Source organism: Paraburkholderia phymatum, from assembly GCF_038900715.1.
In the GTDB taxonomy this organism is placed as follows: Bacteria; Pseudomonadota; Gammaproteobacteria; order Burkholderiales; family Burkholderiaceae; genus Paraburkholderia; species Paraburkholderia phymatum_A.
In genome coordinates this window covers 24,253-43,049 of the sequence record NZ_JAYMRZ010000043.1, presented here as the reverse complement: position 1 = coordinate 43,049, position 18,797 = coordinate 24,253, and the positions used below count along the sequence as shown (strand labels likewise).

At 57.9% G+C, this 18,797-nt stretch carries 16 protein-coding genes and 5 pseudogenes; 10 read left to right on the top strand and 11 right to left on the bottom strand.

Annotated elements, in window-relative coordinates:
• The first annotated feature begins 219 nt into the window (after positions 1–219).
• From VSR68_RS41015 to VSR68_RS41005, 3 genes and pseudogenes are all read left to right on the top strand, one after another.
• A complete protein-coding gene (locus VSR68_RS41015; RefSeq protein WP_342945133.1) occupies positions 220–1,212 on the top strand; it encodes a DNA-binding protein in 993 nt (330 codons plus the stop codon).
• A gap of 178 nt (positions 1,213–1,390) precedes the next feature.
• Positions 1,391–2,596 (top strand): hypothetical protein, encoded by a 1,206-nt coding sequence (locus VSR68_RS41010; RefSeq protein ID WP_342945132.1) that lies wholly within the window; start codon positions 1,391–1,393, stop codon positions 2,594–2,596.
• A 151-nt stretch (positions 2,597–2,747) separates the two neighbouring features.
• Positions 2,748–2,915: pseudogene (locus VSR68_RS41005) on the top strand (IS630 family transposase); the annotation flags it as partial.
• A gap of 34 nt (positions 2,916–2,949) precedes the next feature.
• Here the strand turns inward: VSR68_RS41005 and VSR68_RS41000 are convergent.
• A pseudogene (locus tag VSR68_RS41000) lies at positions 2,950–3,396 on the bottom strand (IS6 family transposase); the annotation flags it as partial.
• Between the two features lie 645 nt (positions 3,397–4,041).
• Positions 4,042–4,257 (bottom strand): annotated as a pseudogene (locus VSR68_RS40995) (IS6 family transposase); the annotation flags it as partial.
• A gap of 182 nt (positions 4,258–4,439) precedes the next feature.
• Between VSR68_RS40995 and VSR68_RS40990 the strand changes: the two are divergent.
• Together VSR68_RS40990 and VSR68_RS40985 are read left to right on the top strand one after the other, a co-directional pair.
• Complete coding sequence (locus tag VSR68_RS40990) at positions 4,440–6,755, top strand: S9 family peptidase (protein WP_342945131.1); 2,316 nt, start codon at positions 4,440–4,442, stop codon at positions 6,753–6,755.
• 248 nt (positions 6,756–7,003) lie between these two features.
• A complete protein-coding gene (locus VSR68_RS40985) occupies positions 7,004–7,696 on the top strand; it encodes an IS6 family transposase (RefSeq protein WP_342945134.1) in 693 nt (230 codons plus the stop codon).
• 359 nt (positions 7,697–8,055) lie between these two features.
• Here VSR68_RS40985 and VSR68_RS40980 read toward each other — a convergent pair whose 3' ends face one another.
• The 6 genes and pseudogenes from VSR68_RS40980 to VSR68_RS40955 form a co-directional block, all read right to left on the bottom strand.
• Entirely contained in the window at positions 8,056–8,622 is a 567-nt protein-coding gene (locus tag VSR68_RS40980; protein WP_342945130.1) for a sugar O-acetyltransferase, read from the bottom strand.
• A gap of 127 nt (positions 8,623–8,749) precedes the next feature.
• Positions 8,750–9,077 (bottom strand): annotated as a pseudogene (locus VSR68_RS40975) (DDE-type integrase/transposase/recombinase); the annotation flags it as partial.
• Positions 9,073–9,303 (bottom strand): annotated as a pseudogene (locus VSR68_RS40970) (transposase); the annotation flags it as partial. The pseudogenes VSR68_RS40970 and VSR68_RS40975, both read right to left, overlap by 5 nt.
• Positions 9,304–9,537: 234 nt before the next feature.
• Entirely contained in the window at positions 9,538–10,131 is a 594-nt protein-coding gene (locus VSR68_RS40965; RefSeq protein ID WP_342937627.1) for an RES domain-containing protein, read from the bottom strand.
• A gap of 12 nt (positions 10,132–10,143) precedes the next feature.
• Positions 10,144–10,827 (bottom strand): hypothetical protein, encoded by a 684-nt coding sequence (locus tag VSR68_RS40960; protein ID WP_342937626.1) that lies wholly within the window; start codon positions 10,825–10,827, stop codon positions 10,144–10,146.
• 11 nt (positions 10,828–10,838) lie between these two features.
• Positions 10,839–11,420 (bottom strand): hypothetical protein, encoded by a 582-nt coding sequence (locus VSR68_RS40955; RefSeq protein WP_342937625.1) that lies wholly within the window; start codon positions 11,418–11,420, stop codon positions 10,839–10,841.
• A gap of 512 nt (positions 11,421–11,932) precedes the next feature.
• On the opposite strand from VSR68_RS40955, the gene VSR68_RS40950 reads away from it, so the two are divergent.
• From VSR68_RS40950 to VSR68_RS40935, 4 genes are read left to right on the top strand one after another with little or no spacing between them, the layout of a single operon-like run.
• Positions 11,933–12,118: a hypothetical protein gene (locus VSR68_RS40950; protein WP_342937624.1), complete on the top strand. Its 186-nt coding sequence runs from the start codon at positions 11,933–11,935 to the stop codon at positions 12,116–12,118.
• Positions 12,115–12,366 (top strand): RES family NAD+ phosphorylase, encoded by a 252-nt coding sequence (locus VSR68_RS40945; RefSeq protein WP_342937623.1) that lies wholly within the window; start codon positions 12,115–12,117, stop codon positions 12,364–12,366. Before VSR68_RS40950 ends, VSR68_RS40945 begins: the two co-directional genes overlap by 4 nt.
• A 48-nt stretch (positions 12,367–12,414) precedes the next feature.
• Positions 12,415–12,687 carry a type II toxin-antitoxin system CcdA family antitoxin gene (locus VSR68_RS40940; RefSeq protein ID WP_342937622.1) on the top strand — a complete coding sequence of 91 codons (273 nt, stop codon included), beginning with the start codon at positions 12,415–12,417 and terminating at the stop codon, positions 12,685–12,687.
• A complete protein-coding gene (locus VSR68_RS40935) occupies positions 12,687–13,004 on the top strand; it encodes a CcdB family protein (RefSeq protein WP_342945129.1) in 318 nt (105 codons plus the stop codon). Before VSR68_RS40940 ends, VSR68_RS40935 begins: the two co-directional genes overlap by 1 nt.
• Positions 13,005–13,399: 395 nt before the next feature.
• Here the strand turns inward: VSR68_RS40935 and VSR68_RS40930 are convergent, their stop codons facing one another.
• The 3 genes from VSR68_RS40930 to VSR68_RS40920 form a co-directional block, all read right to left on the bottom strand.
• Positions 13,400–14,401, bottom strand: coding sequence for a hypothetical protein (locus VSR68_RS40930; protein WP_342937620.1), 1,002 nt, complete (start codon positions 14,399–14,401; stop codon positions 13,400–13,402).
• Positions 14,402–14,419: 18 nt separating this feature from the next.
• Positions 14,420–17,098 (bottom strand): DEAD/DEAH box helicase, encoded by a 2,679-nt coding sequence (locus tag VSR68_RS40925; RefSeq protein WP_342945128.1) that lies wholly within the window; start codon positions 17,096–17,098, stop codon positions 14,420–14,422.
• Positions 17,099–17,331: 233 nt separating this feature from the next.
• Entirely contained in the window at positions 17,332–18,351 is a 1,020-nt protein-coding gene (locus VSR68_RS40920; protein WP_342945127.1) for a YecA family protein, read from the bottom strand.
• 44 nt (positions 18,352–18,395) lie between these two features.
• On the opposite strand from VSR68_RS40920, the gene VSR68_RS40915 reads away from it, so the two are divergent.
• Entirely contained in the window at positions 18,396–18,632 is a 237-nt protein-coding gene (locus tag VSR68_RS40915) for a hypothetical protein (protein WP_342945126.1), read from the top strand.
• Positions 18,633–18,797: the final 165 nt, after the last annotated feature.

Sequence of the window (18,797 nt, the reverse complement as noted above, 5' to 3'; positions counted from 1 at the left end):
CCCGGAGAGGGTCTCCAGCTGCAGCTGGCCTGAAATCGGGCAGCGAATCCGTATTCCGTACCGTTTCCGTCCGCCGGAGGTCACTTTTCGGGCTCTCGCATTCGATAATCCTCCTTTATCGCATATCAACAAACGCCATCGATGACGTCACTTGACCGGTGCATACGATACGTATATACATGGTACGTAATACAGTACGATATTCGAGCGAGGAAGCAGATGGCCCGCACCGGTCTTACGCGCATGGACGTTAAGCGCGCCCGCGACGCATTGCTCGCGCAGGGGCAGCACACATCGATCGACGCGATACGTATCGCGCTCGGCAACACGGGCTCGAAAACCACGATCCACCGGTATCTGAAGGAACTGGAGGAAGATGAGGGCGCGTCACTCACACGCGCCGGGTCGCTCTCGGACGCGATCCAGGATCTGGTGGCCCGGCTCGCAGCCCGCCTGCACAAGGAAGCACAAGCCCTCGTCGACCAGCAGGCCGCCGCTGCGGCCGCGCAACAGCAGCTGGCGCAGTCCGAAATCGCAAGGTTCGGCGCTGAGCTGGCCACGGTGCGGGAGCAACTCACTGGCGCGACCGCCGCCCATTCCGCGGAGCAGGAGGCGCACGCCGGGACTCGCGTGACGCTGCATCAGCGCGACCTGGACGTCGAGCGGCTCACCCAGCAGGTACGCGACCAGACCGAGCGCCTTGCCGAGCAGGAAGGCTTCCGCCTGTCGCTTGAGGCCAAGCTCGTGCATGCGCGCGATTCCCTTGAGCACTTCCGTAAGGCCGCGCGCGAGCAGCGTGAACAGGAAGCCCACCGACATGAGCAGCAGGTCCAGCAGGTCCAGGCTGAGCTACGTCAGGCGAACCAGACGGCCATCGTCCGGCAGAACGAGATCACACAGCTGAACCGGGACAACGCGCGGCTCGTCGCAGAAGCGACAGCCACGACCAGGCTCGCACGCGATCAGCAGGCACATGGCGAGGCGCTGCAGTCCGCCCTCAATTTCGCGCTCACCGATCGGGCGCGCGCCGAGGCCGAGCGCGACGCAGCGCAGGCGGCTGCCGATGCGAGGGCAGCCGAGCTGCTCCAGATACGCGAGGCTCGCGACTCGCTCCGCGCGGACCTCACGAAGCTGGCCGCGCAGCTCGAAGCACAACAGCAGCTCCTGGTGGACTACCGGATGCGACTGGGCGGCGCGGACGCGGCTGGCTGAAAGCGCCGCATCGCATCGCGTGCCGAAAGGACGTCACAATGGCAACGCGCACGCCTTTCGGCGCTTGCCATGAAGCATCCTGGCTTTCACGTCGGCCCGGAGTTTCATGGCTCCGGCGGGTTGCGCACCAGCACATCCACCTTCTTCTCTTCCATGCGCTTCGCTACGGGAATCTGGCATGAGCGAATACCAATACTACGAGTTTGCATGCGTCGACCAGCTGCTGACGGCGACCCAGCAGGCAGAGTTGCGCAGTTTCTCCTCGCGGGCCACGATCACCGCCTCAAGCTTCGTCAACGAATATCACTGGGGAGACCTCAAGGGCGACCCGCTCGAGTGGGTACAGCAATATTTCGATGCCCACGTCTACTCCTCCAACTGGGGCAGCTGCCGCCTGCTTCTTCGCCTGCCGCACGGGACGTTTGACGCGGCGACCATCCGCGATTACGTCAAGGCTGGACGAAAGAGGCGCTCCCGTTTCGAGAAAGCATTCGAGGCCATGGACGTCGATGACTGGTGCATCCTCGACTGGTCGTTCAACGATGACTCGGGCGAACACGCCCGCTTCTCGGAAGAGATGGATGGTGCGGGGTGGATGACGCGCCTGCTGCCAGTACGCGACGAGCTGCTCGACGGCGATACTCGCCCGCTTTATCTTGGGTGGCTTGCCCGACTCGGGAATGATGAGCTACACGATGACGAAATCGAACCGCCGGTACCTGCGGGACTACAGGCGTTGACGCCTGCACAGGTAGCACTGGCCGAGTTTCTGATGCTGGATGCGGATTGGCTCGCCGCTGCCGCCGAGGCCAGTCCGTCATTATTGGCCCCAGAATCCAGCGGGAGCGAAGACAGTCGCTTTGATCCCTGGTTACGTGAGTTGCCGGTTGATGAAATGCGGGCGAAACTGCGCATGCTGCTACAAGGACGTGGCCGTGAAGCGGAGAGAACGCTTCGAAACGCTTTTCTCAAATGGGAAAAGGGTAGGAATGCAAAGCAATTGAATTTGCCCGGGCGCCGTCGAATATCCGAAATCGAATCAAGGGTCGCCTCTCATCGTGCCATCCGTGAAAGAAGGGAGCAGGAAGCACGCCAGGCGGACGAGGCCCGCCGTCGTAAGGAGCGCACACGGTACCTCACATCACTTCTCGAACAGGAAGACACGGCGTGGTCAAGCATCGACGCACAACTGCAACGCACGACGGGCAGCGCCTACGATCAAGCATTCCAGAAGTTGCAGGATCTCGCCGAAGCGTATGAAAACGCCAGGCGGGATGCCGTATTCCGGCGTCGTCTGGCGCAATTGATGTCGAGTCATGGCAAGCGGGGAGCCTGGCTTGCCCGGCTGCAAAAAGCGGGGTATTTGTGGCAACCCAAGTCTTAGCCTCCCTGACCTGCTGAAACATTTCCACAAATCTGGGATGAACTCCGAACACAGATAGCACGCCCGGCATATATGCCAATTTTCGGCGACTTGACCAAGTCATAATAACTTGGACGCCTATGATAGGAAATTGTGCTTACCTTGTTCGCCCCTCGTGTGGAGTCACGTCAAGCGGACCGGTGTCGCGCGACGCCCGCTTCAAAAAGGTGAAAAGTTGGGCTCAAAAATTCACGAGCAACTTTCACAAATCGGACGGGATCCGTGCCTTGTTCGATCATTTTTTAGGCATCAATCTGTCCGCTATATTTCTGACGTGTGAGTAAGGGCGACCGAGGGTGGCAAGAGCGCCGCGGTCATATGGCCAAGGAATAGAACTGCTCGGCGGCCGACGGACTGCTCCCCTTGGGGATAACCATCTGCCCTTTGCGGATCATCCGCATGGTCTCGATGCCACCGAGGACGATGCGAGCGCAGCGAAAATTCTGGAACCCCTACATCGGCCTGACCCGGCGTTTGATGCCACGGTGGTCCTGCTCAACGAGGTTATTCAGATACTTGTTCTGCCTGATCTTGATCGGCGTTTCCCGCTCAGCATTGATCGCCTGCAGGGCCGCGAGGTTCGCGCCACTCTTGTCCACCGTGACGGTCTTTGGCGCACCGTTCTGGGCGATGGCCTTTTCGAAGAAGCGCCGGCCAGCGGCAGTGTCTCGGCGCGCGCGCAACAGGAAGTCAATGGTCTTGCCGGCCTTGTCCACGGCCCGGTAGAGATACTTCCACTGGCCCTTGACGAGGAGTGGAGTAAGAGACAGGGCGTAGTCGAACTATTTCCCTGCCTCTCCTCCCCGAACCGGACGTGCGCCTCTCAGCGCATCCGGCTCTCCGCTGAAGTGTCGTTTCGAAGAAAGGCGACACCGTTCCACCGTGCCGCCAGTTTGCTTTGTATTTCACTGGTTATCGAAGGTCTTCACCTCACTACAGTCAGTTAATCAACAGGCAAACCACTTCAACTGCCCCCCTTCGCCATGTAGCCGGCTTTCCCGGCCTCGGACTACTACGGAGGCTCCGCCAGCTCGCACATCATTGGGGGCACACTCCCTTAACATCTGTGCAAGCCTTCCCCAGTTCACATGCTGGACTCAAGCGCACGGGCGAGGCTGCCTGTCGCAGTCTTTATCCTTGCTTGCCGCAAGTCGTCGCGAATACCACGGCCTAGCTGCGCGCTCTCCATGGCTCCGTGCTGATGGGCCTACATGGCCAGTCAGCATTCGCGTTGCCGGGCCGTACATATGATCGGCAACAATTCGCGTCCTGCCTATTAAGCGGTGTAGGCAGGGGTGACGATTCAACCCTCAGATGCGTTCAAACAGGTTCGTGTTCCTCAACCGTCCCATGCTCAGCCTAGAGGCTCATCTTGGCGTAACCGCCTCGCCGCAAGCCCCGTTTCCCACGGACTTCGTCACCCAGCGATGCACCGTGGAATGATCCACCTCGATGCCGCGCTCGGCCATCATCTCTTCCAGATCCCGCAAGCTCAGCGAGTACGCCACGTACCAGCGCACGCACAGCAGAATCACATCCACCGGATGGTGCAGGCGCTTGAGGACATTGGCAGCAATGCCGCCTGGCAGGCTCGTGCGCGGCGTCTTCGCTGGCTTATTCATCTGCTGACTTGCAGTTTCCAAAACCGGCCATTCTACTTCCCGTTATCGCGACAGAACCTCACCGGTCGCCTCGCTTGCGCTCAGCGGACACTGATCATACCCACTCGCATTCACTGATGGCATAAAAATTGCAGTAAGGTAAGCCGACGACGTAACCTATACATAGTCAAGGCCAAACATCCATGCAAAAAATTGTCACCATCTTTCTGCTTCTAATTTCCTACTGCACGTTGCTATCGGCTGCTGACAACCAGGGGAACGGAACCATACACCCCCCCTTTGCTCTTACCCCCTCAGACTTTCAGCGGGCTCTCACAGTTCGTTATCAATACTCGGATAAAATTGTCAATTTCGTCGATACCCCCCCTTTCTGGCTTTCGCCCGAGACCCTTGCCTACCGACGGACGACACATGGTGAGCGCCAGTTCATTAAATTCAATATCAAAACTGGGAAGAAGCAACCGGCTTTCGATCATAGCCGCCTTGCCGACGCATTAAATAAGGCGGCCTCCTCGAATTTCCGAGGCAATTCGCTGCCCTTTGACCGTTTCGAAATCGGACAAGACGGCAACCAGTTGCTGTTCTCCATTGATTCCGTTCAGTGGAGTTGTGATCTTTCAAGCTACATCTGCACTAGGATCTCTCAGGGCGAAATCTTGTCATTTCATAACGACTTCACGTCAACGGCTGAAAGCGATAGTCGAATCACAAGCGATTCACCGGACGGCAAGTGGAAAGCATATATCAAAAACTACAACGTCTTTCTACTGAGTAAGGACGGGTCAGTAAATGTACCGTTAAGTTGGGACGGGACAGAAGCGAACAATTACGTCTTCTCATCCCTAAAGTGGTCCCCTGACTCCAATCACCTCGCAGGTTACCGTGTCGCCGTCGGCCAACCGCGTCAAATCATGCTTGTCAATTCCTCAGCAACAAACCATCAAGCGAGGTATGAGCCAATAGCGTATCCCAAAGCGGGAGATATTCTTCCGCGACCGCAACCGGTACTATTCGACATAGTCAACAAGCGCATGGTCAATATCGACAATGCTTTGTTCCCGAATCCTTTTGACCTTTCCCAAATTAATTGGCGGAAGGATGGGGAAGGCTTTACATTTGAGTACAACCAACGCGGCCATCAGCTCTACCGAGTAATCGAGGTGGAGGCAGCCACCGGCCGTACGCGCTCTTTGATCGATGAGGTCAGCTCCACGTTCGTCGATTATACAGATTTAAGAAATAACCAAATAAATGCCGGAAAACACTTTCGTTACAATGTTAATGATGGAGAGGAAATTATCTGGGCATCCGAGCGCGATGGATTTGAACATCTGTACCTCTTTAATGGCCGTACCGGTGTTTTAGAAAACCAAATCACCAAAGGTGACTGGATTGTCCGCGCGGTGGACCACATCGATCCAGTCAGAAGGGAAATTTGGTTTGAAGCAAGCGGAATGAATTTCGGTGAGGACCCTTATTTCGTTCACGCCTACCGAGTTGGCTTCGACGGAAAGGGGCTTACCTCACTTACGCCAGAACCGGCCAATCATCACATCGAGTTTTCTCCTGACGGTAGATTCTACGTCGACCTCTGGTCGCGTATCGACCTTCCCCCACGCATGGCGCTTTTCCGGTCTAGAGACAACGCTAATCTGATGCAGATCGAGAGCACCGACATCTCCCAACTCGAATCTAATGGATGGAGAGCACCAATCAATTTTGTTGCCAAAGGGCGCGATGGTAAGACCGATATTTGGGGAATCATTCATCTACCAGATAGATTCGATCCACATCTGAAGTATCCTGTGGTGGAGGATATATATGCCGGCCCGCAAGGCTCTCACGTCCCAAAGTCATTCACAACCACAACAGAGCCCCTTACCCAGTTGGGTTTTATCGTTGTGCAAATCGACGGAATGGGCACTAACAACCGTTCACGCCTTTTCCATGACGTCGCGTGGAAGAATCTGAAAGATGCAGGCCTTCCCGATCGCATTCTGTGGCATAAGGCGGCTGCCTCTCTATATCCCTGGTACGACATCTCGAATTTGGGAATCTTCGGTACATCAGCTGGCGGCCAGAACGCCATTGATGCACTGCTATTCCATTCGGACTTCTATAAGGTTGCGGTAGCCAACAGTGGTTGCTATGACAACCGTATGGACAAGATATGGTGGAACGAACAGTGGATGGGCTGGCCCGTCGGCATTGAATACTCACAGTCCTCCGCCATCGACAATGCCGACAATCTGCACGGCAAACTTATGCTTGTTGTGGGCGAAATGGACCACAATGTCGATCCGGCCTCCACCTTTGCGCTCGCCGACAGTCTCATTAAGGCGGGAAAGGAATTCGAAATGGTCTATGTGCCTGGTGCTGATCATGGAGCCCCCGGTATCTTCACCGAGCGTAAGCTCATGGATTTCTTCGTTCGCAATGTTTTCGGGCAAGATCCGCCTAATTGGAATGCCACATCGACGCATTTTCCGTCGAGTTGATGACCCTTTATACTGATCGCGGTGACATTGAGTTCGTAGGATTTTTGTATAGTCACATTCAATCGTTTACATTGGGCTCAGGACTGCTATTGCTTGCCTTCGTTGAACGCAAGCCCGCAAGATTCGTGTGGGAGACCGGCGCAGTGTCATCGCCGGGGTTCTGTCGCGATAAGGAGGTAGCGTAAAATCAGAACATGAAAAATTTGTGCAAAGCGCCGGTGAAGAAAGAACGCATTTCCCGGAAGACGTTGCCGGTGGGGATCGCGAAGGTCCTGAAGCGGCTGCATTTCCCGGTGGACGTGATTTTGCTGTGCGTACGGTGGTATGTGGCGTATTCGCTGAGTCTGCGTGATCTCGAAGAGATGATCGCGGAACACGGTATCGAGGTCGATCATTCGACCGTGCACCGATGGGCTATCAAGCTGGTGCCGTTGTTCGAAAAAGCCTTCCGCAAGCACAAACGTCTGCTCGGCAAAAGCTGGCGGATGGACGAGACGTACATCAAGGTGCGGGGCCAGTGGAAGTACCTGTATCGGGCGGTGGACAAGGCCGGAGACACGGTCGATTTTCTGTTTCGGGCCCGTCGGGACAAGATTGCCGCGCAACGATATTTTGAAAAGGCGATCGACCAGAATGGCGCGCCGGAGACGGTCACGGTGGATAGAAGCGGGTCCAACCTTGCGGCGCTTCAGGCCGCCAATGCCGAGCGGGAAACGCCCATCAGGATTCGCCAATGCAAGTACCTGAACAACATTGTTGAGCAGGATCACAGGACCATCAAACGTATCGTCAAACCGATGATGGGCTTCAAGGATTTTCGCTGCGCACGCATCATTCTGTCTGGCATCGAGACCATGCATATGATTCGGAAAGGCCAGATGCGGGTGAAAAAAGGCACCCACCCGTCAGCCGCCGAGCAGTTCTACTCTTTGGTTATGTAAGCCATCCTGATTATATCGAGCAGGCTCGTCCGTCCACCGTTACCGCGACAGAACCGGCGCTTGAGCACCTTCGCCACCGCGGGATTCAGGTTCTGCTTTATCGGTCAGATCGTCCGTCTTCGGGACGTCAGCATAGCAGGTCCCTTATTGCGACATAGCCCGCGTCGCTACATCAGAGCGTTACTGTCCAGCTTCGTGTGAAATCGCTGTCCAGCTTGCCGTGAAATCCGTGTCCACCTTCGCGTGAAATGCCTGTCCAGCTTGCTGCGAAATCAGTGTCCGGCTTGGTGCGAAATACGCATCGAGAATTCATCGTCAAAACAAAGAACGACGCGTAACCCGAGGGCACTGCGCTCCACTCATGTGATCTTTGGCGCCGAACACACGCGTGCGGGATTGCCGACAGCAGTGGCGCCAGCTGGCACGTCGCGTGTGACGATGCTGCCTGCGCCGATCAATGCGTCGTCGCCGATCGTCACGCCCGGCAGAATGATCGCGCCGGCACCGATCCAAACGTTGCGTCCGATCCTCACCGGCCGACCGAATTGGAGCCCTGCCCAACGAACAGCCGGATCGCGAGGATGATCCGCGGTCAAAATCTGCGCGCCGGTTGCAATTTGCGTCATATCGCCGATCTCGACCCGAACGACGTCAAGGATGATGCAGTTGTAATTGAGGAACACCCCGGCGCCCAGACTGATGTTGAAGCCATAGTCACAATGAAACGGGGGACGAATCATGGAGTCTGTTCCAATCGTAGCGAGTCTCTCTTGCAAGAGTTCGTATCTCTCCGAGAGCGGCATGTCGATGGCTCCGTTGAAGCGGGCCATCCATGCTCGGGCTTCCGCCTGATCGACCTGAATCTCGGCTGCCCTCGCCGTGTACAGTTCTCCGGCAAGCATCTTTTCTTTCTCCGTTCTGCTCATAACCCTTCTCTCCAGTCAAGCTCGTCGCTTGCGCCATGTTCCCATAGTCGGTAAGCGCGCGTCGAGTCGTCAGTCATTCAACTTCCACTCCGGGTATGTGGCGTCTGCCCATAGAATGCTCCTGTTCACGTGCAGCCGTTTTGACGAATACGCGCTTCTCATGAGTGAACTCGGGGATCTCGGCTTTCGCCGCAGGGTAACTGCGCAGCGGGTCCGTCAGATCCTGCGCGGCACCGGGTTCGAACACAGCACCCGCCGGAAAAGCGCTTTGCCGCGGCCTTGTCGCGTCGCTCTTGCATCAGCACATCGAGTTTGGCGCCGTGCTCATCGATCGCACGCCATAATAGATACGACCCGCCGCGCAGCGTCACGAAAATCTGAAGATACCAAGTGCTATCCAGCTTTCGCCGCGCCGCTTTGACGCACTGGGCAAAGACAGCACCGAATTTGTTGCAGTTCAGTGAACACACGATCTAGCACGCCGTCGCTGGACCAGCGATTCATTCGCGTGTAGATCGTTTGCCATCGGCCAAAGCGCTTGGGCAGTCCGCGCCATTTGCTCCCATGCTCGGCCACATAAAGAATCGCATTGAGCACCTGCAGGTTTGTCAGGCTGACATTGCCGCGCTGTCGCGGCAGGCAATGCTCAATCCGCTGATATTGGGCTTCGGTGATTTCCATCGCCGAAGGATACGATCCAATACGATTAGTGTGAACAGGCCCTAGCCTTCGCATAGCGCGATTTCTCCGTGCATGGCCGGCCTTTCGGGATCGGGTGGAAAGACGCACCACTTTCCGTCTCGATGTCGAAAAAAGAACATTGCCTTCGACCCGGTTCCGTTGTCTGCGACCACGCAGACATATCGTCCCCTGCTGGATCTTCCGTAGTGGCTGACTCGAAACCCTCTCTTCGGGTCAGGCGCCAACCAGTCCTGCACCATACTTCTCAGCGACGTCCCTGCTATCGCCATACACAAATCCGTCCGGCCGCGTGACGGGGTCAACGGACTGGATTGTCCGGTCGAGTTGATAGCCGAACCACTGCGACCACTCATAGTCCGGGCTCGACAAGTCGTCATAGATGCCAAGCCTGCTCGATGCCGAGCCATTCAGATTCCAGAGCCTCGGCGGACGCGGAAACTTCAGCTCGGCGATTACCCCGTGCTGGACTGCAAACGTATCGAAATAAAACGTTCCGGTGCGCGTCACGTCGTTCTTGCAGAACTGCGCCTCCCAGATTGCCGTCTCCGCCGCATGGGCCGCGTAGAGCCACCAGAATGGCGGTGTGCCGTCCGGCCGGAATAGCTCAGGCGGCGGACCAAATCGGTAGACACGCTGTACCCTGACGGGCAACACGCTCTCGGGCACATACGCGGCACGGAATAACTGTGCGCTCGTGTCCGGATCCGCGAGCTCGCGGGAAAGTGCCTCCCTCAAAAGCTCTTGCGACGGAATCCGGTTCCGCAGATGCGGGGGTAGTTCGACGATCGGTTCATTCTTATTGGTCATTGCATTAGCCGTTCACTCGGCCATGCCTTTCTCCGACGCCCGAACCAGCGACAATACCCGACGTTGGCGTTCCATCGCGGGCAACTGCAAGAGTCGCAGCTGGCTGAGGTGCACCGACGGGCGCGTCTCGAACGGCACGCCAGCCAATATCTCCGCGGGAGACAATTCGTTCAGTTCGTCCTGCGCGGTCACGAAGAAAGCATGCACCTCTGTTCTCAACGATCCTCGAAGCGCGAACAGCACCGGTTGAAGCAGCTCGGGTACCGGCTCAACAAACTGCCACGCCGGAAACTCACGCCCGTTGCTTTGCCCCGCAGGCACGACGCAGTAGAACTTATTCGCTTCAACATAGCGATACAGGCTCGCGAGCGACATGCTGACCTTGCGCTGTTCAATCACGTCCGAGGGTCTCAGATTGGCCACAGGCAACGTGGGCGAGCGGTTTTCCGCGTCTTGGGATTTTTCCAGCGCCAGCATCGTTGCCAGACGTCGCTCAAGAACGTTGCGCACGAGTTCGTGGATCCTGCCAGTCACCAGTTCGGGCGCTTGGCCGCGCAAAGTGCCCTCGACGTCGGATGCAAACAGTTCGGCGACGTCACGAGCCGCTCGCTGTACGTCAAGAGGCGTCCCGCCCGACAGGAAAGCGCGGATCTTGAAGTCAGCCGCTGCGTTCCGCTCGTTGATTGCCTGTGCCATGAAACTCTCCTTCATGCGATTTGCGGAGGTGCGCCAAGCGGCGTCATGCGCTTCGCGATGGCCGCCGTACTACCCGTTTCGACGGTAGCCCGTGCGATATGTCGGAGCAGGAATGCGCGGGCCGCAGCGAAGCACTGCGCGAGGTGTCGTCGGCTGGCCACGAGCTCGCGCAACCGCGCCAGACGGTATTCCCGTGCGAGCTCACGGCTATTGACGGCGTCGAAATCTGCCGCCAGGTAATCGGCGCCGGGTGCAGTTCTTGATCCGAACAGCGCCGCAGCAACCTGCGCCACTAGCGATTTGCTGGGGCGCGTATCGGTCGGTTGACCAAACAGCAGCGTCCAGACTCGCCAAAAGGCGTCGGGGTTAACAGCGAGCAAGGTGTTTTGACGTTCTGCGGGGTCAACCTTCGCGGGGCTTGACACCGCTTCATTCGATTCAGCGAGCAACGGGTAAAGCAGCAGCCGCGCGGGCCGAGCCTCACGCTCGGCGTATTCGCCGGGTGCGGGCACAGGCGGTGTGACCTGATTCTCAGTCACATCCGCTACGCATCCCCCTATCGCTTCGGACAGATCGCAGTCGGTGTACCACATGGAGCATCTGCCGTTCGGATGTTTCCACGATAAGCTATTTTCGCAGTTTTCGCAATATTATTCTTTGTCGCATTCGTTGCGTTTTTCTCAGGTAAGCCTGCCGTGAACGCATCATTGCCAGAATAGGTTTGCTATCTGTCTATGAGCGTCTAGTCTGGGTTGCTGGCGAGTGGCCCCGAAGTACGGCGTTATGGGCGTACCTCACAGTCCCCGCCAATCGGCGAAACATGGCAGCCTCTGCCCGACTATCGCGCCGTCGTTCGCGCTCAGGGTGTGCGCGTGCGCACGACCATGAAAGACAGGCATGTCCTGACCACCCGCCGCGACGGATGGATTCAGTTCACCGTCGACGACGACAACTTCTATATCGATACAGAGTTCCAGGGATGAGAAACACGCGACGATCGTTGAAGGCCGGAAACATGACCTGGTAATCGTGAAGGCCCTGTCTAAGCTTACGGCCTACCGCATGCATGTTCCCAAGTGGGCGGTCGGGCCGACGAGCGGCGCCGGTGCTGGCAGGCATGGCGGCCACGCTAACCGGGCTTAACGCCCTTTATCTCGCACTGGACGTCGACGCGGCCGTACGGGAATATCAGCAGATTTCTCCATTGATGCCGCCGGGCACGCTTGTCAGTTACCAGTTGACCGTTGACCCTATCGTCGACTTTACAGGCGGGTATCAGAGCGGAAAATGATCTGCCCTGTGGGAAGATTTCTATTGCGACTGGCGTGGCTGCTGGTTCAACCAGCGCATCGAACCCCCAGCCGGGTTGTCGGTGACGAGGTTATCGCGGCCGGGGCGAAAGGGATTTTCTTCAGGTCACGCCTATCGCCGGATGGAGTAAATCTCGTCCTATACGTGGATGAGCTTGAGCCGACAGATCGACTTGACGTGCATGACCCACAGCGTTCGCTTCCGCAAAACCAGTCGTCCTGGACGTAAGCGCCTTCGCAGCGGACGGCATTGATCATGTGTAGAATGTGGACAGATATGCGCATATTCACCAACATGGAGGCTCACATGGCACATGCAACTGCCGCCGTGCCACGGAAGGCGACCAATGTCACGCTGCCTGTCGACGTTTATGAGCGGGCGAAGGAACTGGGCATCAACTTCTCGCGTGCCTGCGAGCAGGCTTTGCGCGACGCAATCAAGGCCGAGGAAGGTCGTCGCTGGGCGCAGGAGAACGCGGAGTTCATTAAGAACACCAACGACTGGGTCGAAAAGAATGGCCTTCCACTCGCTGAATACCGGATGTTTTGATGGCGCGATTCGAAGTTTATGCCAACCCCGGTAAAAGCAAGGCGAGTACGCCGTACCTTATCGACGTGCAGAGTGACTTTCTCGATGGCCTGACAATTCGGGTTGTTGTCCCGCTGATTCGTGCGGACTCTTTCCCTCCCGGCAAACTGCCAGCAGATCTCACGCCGTCCTTCGAGATCGCTGGCGTCAAATGCCTGATGCACCCGGCGTTCATTGCATCTGTTCCGTTAACCGAGCTTGGTCCCTCGATCGGCTCATTGCGGGAGCATCGGGACAAGATCACTGCAGCGCTTGACCGTCTGCTGGGCGGCTACTGATCGCTCAATCACTGCTGTTGGCATTACCAAACAGGACCCAATCGGTTGACGCGACATCCCTCGTCAGCATCAGGCGTTATCCTCCCCCGGCCGCATAATGCAAGAGTTCGCGACCTGCAACTCTTGCATGCGGTTGCAGCCTGGCCCTATCCTCGAAATTGAAGACCCTTGATTGTCGGTCGATTCGTAAAAGCGCCTAAAATATAGGATACCTATCGATATTCGCTAGATTGAGTCTATGCGCAGTCGTGATTCGCGTCTTGAGGTAGCGCCAGGCCGTCGCCGGCGAAATCGCGACACCGTAGTCCCACTCAATCAGAGAGTCGGCCAGGATTCAAAAATCCGTAAGAGCGAAACAGGTCGCCGGCTCAAGCGGTGAAACGCGGGACAAAAGATCACCCGCGGCGTTTCGCGGATTTCGACGTAGTACGCGGACGTGCAACGGCCTTTTGAGACGCGACCGAACGGTTCGTCTTCGATGTGCCGGGATCGGAGTTGCCCCTGGGCTTTTTCATGGCAGCGGGGCCGGACTTCGCGGTCGGCGTCGCGACCTTGCCCTTCGGCGCCGATTTCACGGTCACGGACGGCTTCGGCGTGGTCAAAGCAGACTTTCTCGCTTGCGAAGTGGATGGTTCGCGCGTGCGGTTGCCTCGGACCGAGTCGGCATCTGCACATGGTTCCGTGTCAATGTCGATACCGAACACATCGCCCAGAACTGCATTGTCGAGCAGCTTGCCGGACGCCGGGGAAGCTTTTCCCGCACCGGACAAATTCGCACCTGTGTGATTGACGAGATCGGTGGGGTCAACGCCACGTAACGTAAAGAGCAATTCGGGCTGCTGGTCGAGCCGTGCGCCGATGCCATAGAGTACTGCTGCGACGTGCTTGCACATCACCGCCCAATCCAGGCAGTTGCAACCGAATTTGATATCCTTCGGTGCGGGGAAAAGCCCGGTGCCGGGCTTGCAGATGCGGCCCATCACCGCAGCCGATAGCTTACCCAGCAGCAGTTCGACCATGGAGTCAATCGACGACGCACAATCGGCGCTCAACGCGCGCCACTGCCTTTCCGGACAGGCGGCGACATCAATTGTGATCTCATACAGGCTTGATCCCATCACCTGCGCATGGATCTTGCCCTTTGTAATCTGCAGATCGATCACCGAACCATTGCGCACGTAGGTGCGCCCCCTTGGCAGGCGGCTATCGTAGTCGCTGTACTGCTCCAGATTATCGCACCACGCTTTGCCCCAGAAAGTCTTCGCAATGGCCCCGCGATACGGTGCAATGGGTGACAGGGTCTTGCCAGCCCTGGTCGCTCTGGCGACCAGCTGCTCCGCTTTTTTTCGCCGCTCGGCCACCGGGACGTAAGGGTTCCATCCACCGTAGTTTGCCATCAGCGTTCCTCTCCATGATCAGTTTTCCTGCGCGGAATGAATATCGAGCTTGACAAGATCAAGCAGCTCCTGGTCACTCATCTCGGTCAGCTGCAGTTCCGCACCGCCTTCAAGCATATCGTTCACCAACTGCTGCTTCGATTCGATCAACTGGTCAATCCGATCCTCGACCGTGCCCTGGCAAACAAACTTGTGCACCAGAACATTCTTGCGCTGGCCAATGCGAAACGCCCGGTCGGTCGCCTGATTCTCTACGGCGGGATTCCACCAGCGGTCGAAGTGAATCACGTGAGACGCCGCTGTGAGATTCAGTCCCGATCCTCCCGCCTTGAGCGACAGCACGAAGAACGGCGTTGATTCATCTTCCTGGAATTGCCTGACCAGTTCGCGCCGTTTGCCTACGGGCGTACCGCCATGGAGAATCAATCCCTCCCGGCCGAAAAGGGATCCCAGGAACGCGGCAAGCGGCTCGGTGATTTCGCGGAACTGGGTGAACACCAGTACCTTTTCCTGCTTCGCCGCGATCACGTCGACCAACTCCCGCAGGCGGCCAAACTTGCCGCTGGCTTCGGGGCTCCACGCCGCGTCGCCAAGCCACTGGGACGGATGGTTGCATATCTGCTTGAAACGCATCAGGTAGCTTAAAACGATGCCTTTGCGTTCAATACCGTCGGCACCCTCGAGCGCCGCCGCCAGGTCCTTGACCGCGCGTTCGTACAACGCGGCCTGGACGGGGCTCAGATGGCACCACGCCTTGAGTTCGGTCTTTTCGGGGAGATCGGCGATAACACGCCTGTCGGTTTTCAGACGGCGCAAGATGTAGGGCCGCACAAGCGTGCGAAGCGGACCGAAATGCTCGATTTTTGCCAAACGCCGGCTGAGATCGGCAAATTCCTTCGCCGAGCCCAGCAGGCCTGGATGCGTGAAATCAAAAATGGACCACAGATCCGACAGGCGGTTTTCCACAGGGGTGCCCGTCAGGGCGATACGTGACTGGGCCTGAAGCTTCTTTACCTGTTTCGTCTGCCTGGCGCCGGGATTCTTGATCGCTTGGGCCTCGTCGACAATCGCGATGCGCCACTGGATCGTTTCCATACCGGGTTGACGCAGCAGCGAACCGAAACTGGTAATGACGAGGTCTGTCTGCGTGAGGTGCGCGTCGCTCAGTGCGCGTAGTTCTTCTGCAGGCGTCACGGACGGGTGAGCCACCAGCACACGCAGGCCGGGTGCGAAGCGTTCAGCTTCCGCTGCCCAGTTTGCCAGCAAGGACGCGGGGGCGAGCAGCAGGCTCGGGCGCGAGTCGGCCTGTTCGCGCTTCAGGATCAACAGCAGGGAGAGTACCTGCATCGTCTTTCCGAGGCCCATGTCGTCGGCCAGACACGCGCCCAGCCCGAGCCGGTTAAGGAGGTATAGCCATCGCACGCCGGCCTGCTGGTATGGCCGAAGCTGGGCTCTCAGGTCGGGGCCCGGATCGACCTGCACCAACCCTTCCGGTTGGCGCAAATGTCCAAGCGTCTCTGCCAGCCAGTCTCCTGCAACGACCTGTGCCCAGTCGCGCTCGTCGGAGCCTTCAGCTTCGTCGTCCGATACGCCCGCGAGGAGACGCAAGGCATCGTTCAACGGCAGCCCCGATTGCGCCGCCTTCTCCATACTCTCAAAGCGTTGGAGTACGTGGCCGAGCTTTTTCGTGTCCACTTCGATCCAGCGTCCACGAATCCACTGGAGACCGTCGGCCCCCTTGAGCAGACGCCGGATCTCGGCGGGACTTAACGCTTCGCCATCGAGCGACACCTCCATTCTGAAGTCGAGCAGCGCATCCTTGCCGAGGAGCGACGGAGGCCGTGCCCCAACGCTGGCCTTGACCGCAGGTCGCGCGGGGCGGCCCGTCGCCCAGGTAGCCGGTAGCCGGACCATGATTCCGGCAGATTCCAGAGCGGGCAAATCGCAGAGAAGACGGTAAGCGTCAGCCGGCATCCAGCGCAACGGGTGGTATATTTCGCGCGAATCGAGCATTGCACGAAGCCAGTCGCAGCGTTCAGCAGCGCGCTGAACCGGCATCAGGAGAGAGAGCAGCTTCGCCTTGTTCCGCGCACCGGAAAATTCCTCGAGCGCCCGCGAAAGCGGTTGATGTTGTGTCTTGCCATGGGCCGATATCCGCGCTGCGTAGGTTGCCAGGAAAGCGAAAGGGGCCTCAGGATCCTTGCGGTTTTCGGCAAGGTTGAAGTGAACACGGCCCACAAGATTCCACGCAGGATGACGCGACTTGAGAAATGCCTGAAGCGACTCCCCCGTGCTCGCCAGCTCATCCCTTAAAGCGACGTCGATTTCGCCCCACAGTGCCGCGAGGACATCCGACGTGAGATATTCGGCACCCGTCATGGGCGGCGCATCTTCGATCAGTCTTTCGAAGTCCCTTGTGTCCGGTTGGGAGACCGTGACCTCCTCGCCTTCTGACGTGGTGCATAAAGACGTGACATAGCGGGCGCCAAAGTCGCGCCACCATGCCCACGCAGGTGGCAGTGCACGCCCTATGGTTGCGCTCCCCAGATAGAGCAGCCCATGACCCGTGCCGCGCCTGAAGGAAGCGCCTAGCGCAACGTCATCTGGCAAGGGAGGCGCATCGACGTCCGGTGCTGCAAGGAGATGGCCTGCCGGTGTGATTTTGGGCGCGAGACAATCGCTATCGGTCAAAGGCATGGATGGTCGATGGGGAAGTACCAGGTTCGAATGCAGGCGGCAAATAGCCTGGCGTGCAGATCACGTAATATCTTGCGCCCCGGGAAAAACTGCTAGTCCTGATCATGGTGCTGGCTTCCGCCGGCATGTTGTACGGCATTGCCGGGTGACGCTTCTGTCCGTGCCGCACAAGGTTTGACCCGCAGGGTGCGGCGACCGGACCTTACTCAGCGCGCAAGACGGTTCAAGAGCGGTCAGTGCTTCGTCACGTGCTCCGGTACACCTGCCGTTACCGATGCAATGCCATGCGAGTTGATGGTGTTCAACGCTTCTCCCAGCGCGGCTCCGTCGGTCGGAAACGGGTCGTCCCAGACTGTTGATGTTCCGTGCGAGTCGATGATTTCCAGGATCCAGCCATCGCGGCTGTCGTTTCCGGCCCGATAGACGTGCACATCGACAGACGTGCCTTCGCGAGTGACGCTGGTAGACAGCGGGGACAATGCAAGCGGGTGAAACGCATCTTCCGTCGTCCGGCCGAGCGAATCGACAAGGAACAGGTCCTCGGACTCGTTCCCGTCTTGCGCATCCAGATAGCTGCGCCCGGCATGCTTGCCCGTCCTGTCTCTCGGCCTTGAAACCGCCGGGACCATGTTCGGCCGCTCGCCCTGTTCCATCAGTGTTCGGCGCTCCTCATCCCAGTATCGATGGATATTGAGCGCTGCGACCGTGAGCAGATTTGCGAATGACCGACGTTGCTCGACGGTGTAATCTCGCTGCCCCAGTGCCTGGCATCCGGAGGCTGTTCCAAACAGCAGGATGACATTGAACCACTCGGGGTGTCGTTCAATCAGCAGCTCCCAGGCCTCCCGATCGATGTCGATGCCTTTGCAATAGCCCTCGCACCACTCGTCGAGGACGAGAATCTCTTCACCCCGCCACTCGGTCGTGTGCAGCGGAGGTTCGAACAGATCGGGACAGTGATTCAGGGCGTTGTTGATGTCGTTCCAGTAATGAATGATCAGTCCGGCAATCTTGCGTGCCCGACCGGCTGACAAAAATCTGGGCTGACGTGTTGCGTGCCGCGCATCCCAGATCCACGGAAGCACCGCGCTCGGCATGACCATGCTCGGTCCGGAGATGACGGCGGTCAGAAAGCCGTGCAACTTGACGGCGTCCATCGCATCGTCGCAAACGGCATTGCTCGAAAGAAAGCGTTCGAGCACACCAAACTCTTCATCAGTCAGCGGATCGTCGAATTCGGAATCGAGATTCATGATATTCCCACGGTGGTATACGGTAGACGCGATGCTGATCGCCTGTGTATGTCACTGTCGCCGACATGCAACTCGATGCAGCGCTTGCACGCAACCATTTCGGCGGGCGCCGGGTGGCCAACATTTTACCCGACGGGGCGATGCGCAAATCGGAATACCGGTCGGAAGGCGATGAATTTTTTCGCGTGCATATCGCTAACTCTTGTTATCGCTATCGGACGCATTTGCTGGAGAAACTCGAGTTTCGCGAAAGCGCCTCCCCATTGTTCCGGCACCTATAATATACCGATGCCAGTCACCGGCTTCCATCCTCCTTCCCCGATGCGCCGTCAGTGTCCACCATGCACGCCGAATACGCAGACCATGGCAAGCCAAAAATATTACATAGTAATCCTTCTTAACGTTTGCCAATCCGCGCTCACGGGTATGACTGTGTCCGCCATCCC

What these genes read in the sequence shown, in the direction of transcription:
- VSR68_RS40930 (WP_342937620.1), bottom strand. Translation starts at nt 14,401, where the DNA reads ATGGCAAACTACGGTGGATGGAACCCTTACGTCCCGGTGGCCGAGCGG.
- VSR68_RS40990 (WP_342945131.1), top strand. Translation starts at nt 4,440, where the DNA reads ATGCAAAAAATTGTCACCATCTTTCTGCTTCTAATTTCCTACTGCACG.
- VSR68_RS40940 (WP_342937622.1), top strand. Translation starts at nt 12,415, where the DNA reads ATGCGCATATTCACCAACATGGAGGCTCACATGGCACATGCAACTGCC.
- VSR68_RS40960 (WP_342937626.1), bottom strand. Translation starts at nt 10,827, where the DNA reads ATGGCACAGGCAATCAACGAGCGGAACGCAGCGGCTGACTTCAAGATC.
- VSR68_RS40980 (WP_342945130.1), bottom strand. Translation starts at nt 8,622, where the DNA reads ATGAGCAGAACGGAGAAAGAAAAGATGCTTGCCGGAGAACTGTACACG.
- VSR68_RS41015 (WP_342945133.1), top strand. Translation starts at nt 220, where the DNA reads ATGGCCCGCACCGGTCTTACGCGCATGGACGTTAAGCGCGCCCGCGAC.
- VSR68_RS40925 (WP_342945128.1), bottom strand. Translation starts at nt 17,098, where the DNA reads ATGCCTTTGACCGATAGCGATTGTCTCGCGCCCAAAATCACACCGGCA.
- VSR68_RS40945 (WP_342937623.1), top strand. Translation starts at nt 12,115, where the DNA reads ATGATCTGCCCTGTGGGAAGATTTCTATTGCGACTGGCGTGGCTGCTG.
- VSR68_RS40920 (WP_342945127.1), bottom strand. Translation starts at nt 18,351, where the DNA reads ATGAATCTCGATTCCGAATTCGACGATCCGCTGACTGATGAAGAGTTT.
- VSR68_RS40965 (WP_342937627.1), bottom strand. Translation starts at nt 10,131, where the DNA reads ATGACCAATAAGAATGAACCGATCGTCGAACTACCCCCGCATCTGCGG.
- VSR68_RS40935 (WP_342945129.1), top strand. Translation starts at nt 12,687, where the DNA reads ATGGCGCGATTCGAAGTTTATGCCAACCCCGGTAAAAGCAAGGCGAGT.
- VSR68_RS40955 (WP_342937625.1), bottom strand. Translation starts at nt 11,420, where the DNA reads ATGTGGTACACCGACTGCGATCTGTCCGAAGCGATAGGGGGATGCGTA.
- VSR68_RS41010 (WP_342945132.1), top strand. Translation starts at nt 1,391, where the DNA reads ATGAGCGAATACCAATACTACGAGTTTGCATGCGTCGACCAGCTGCTG.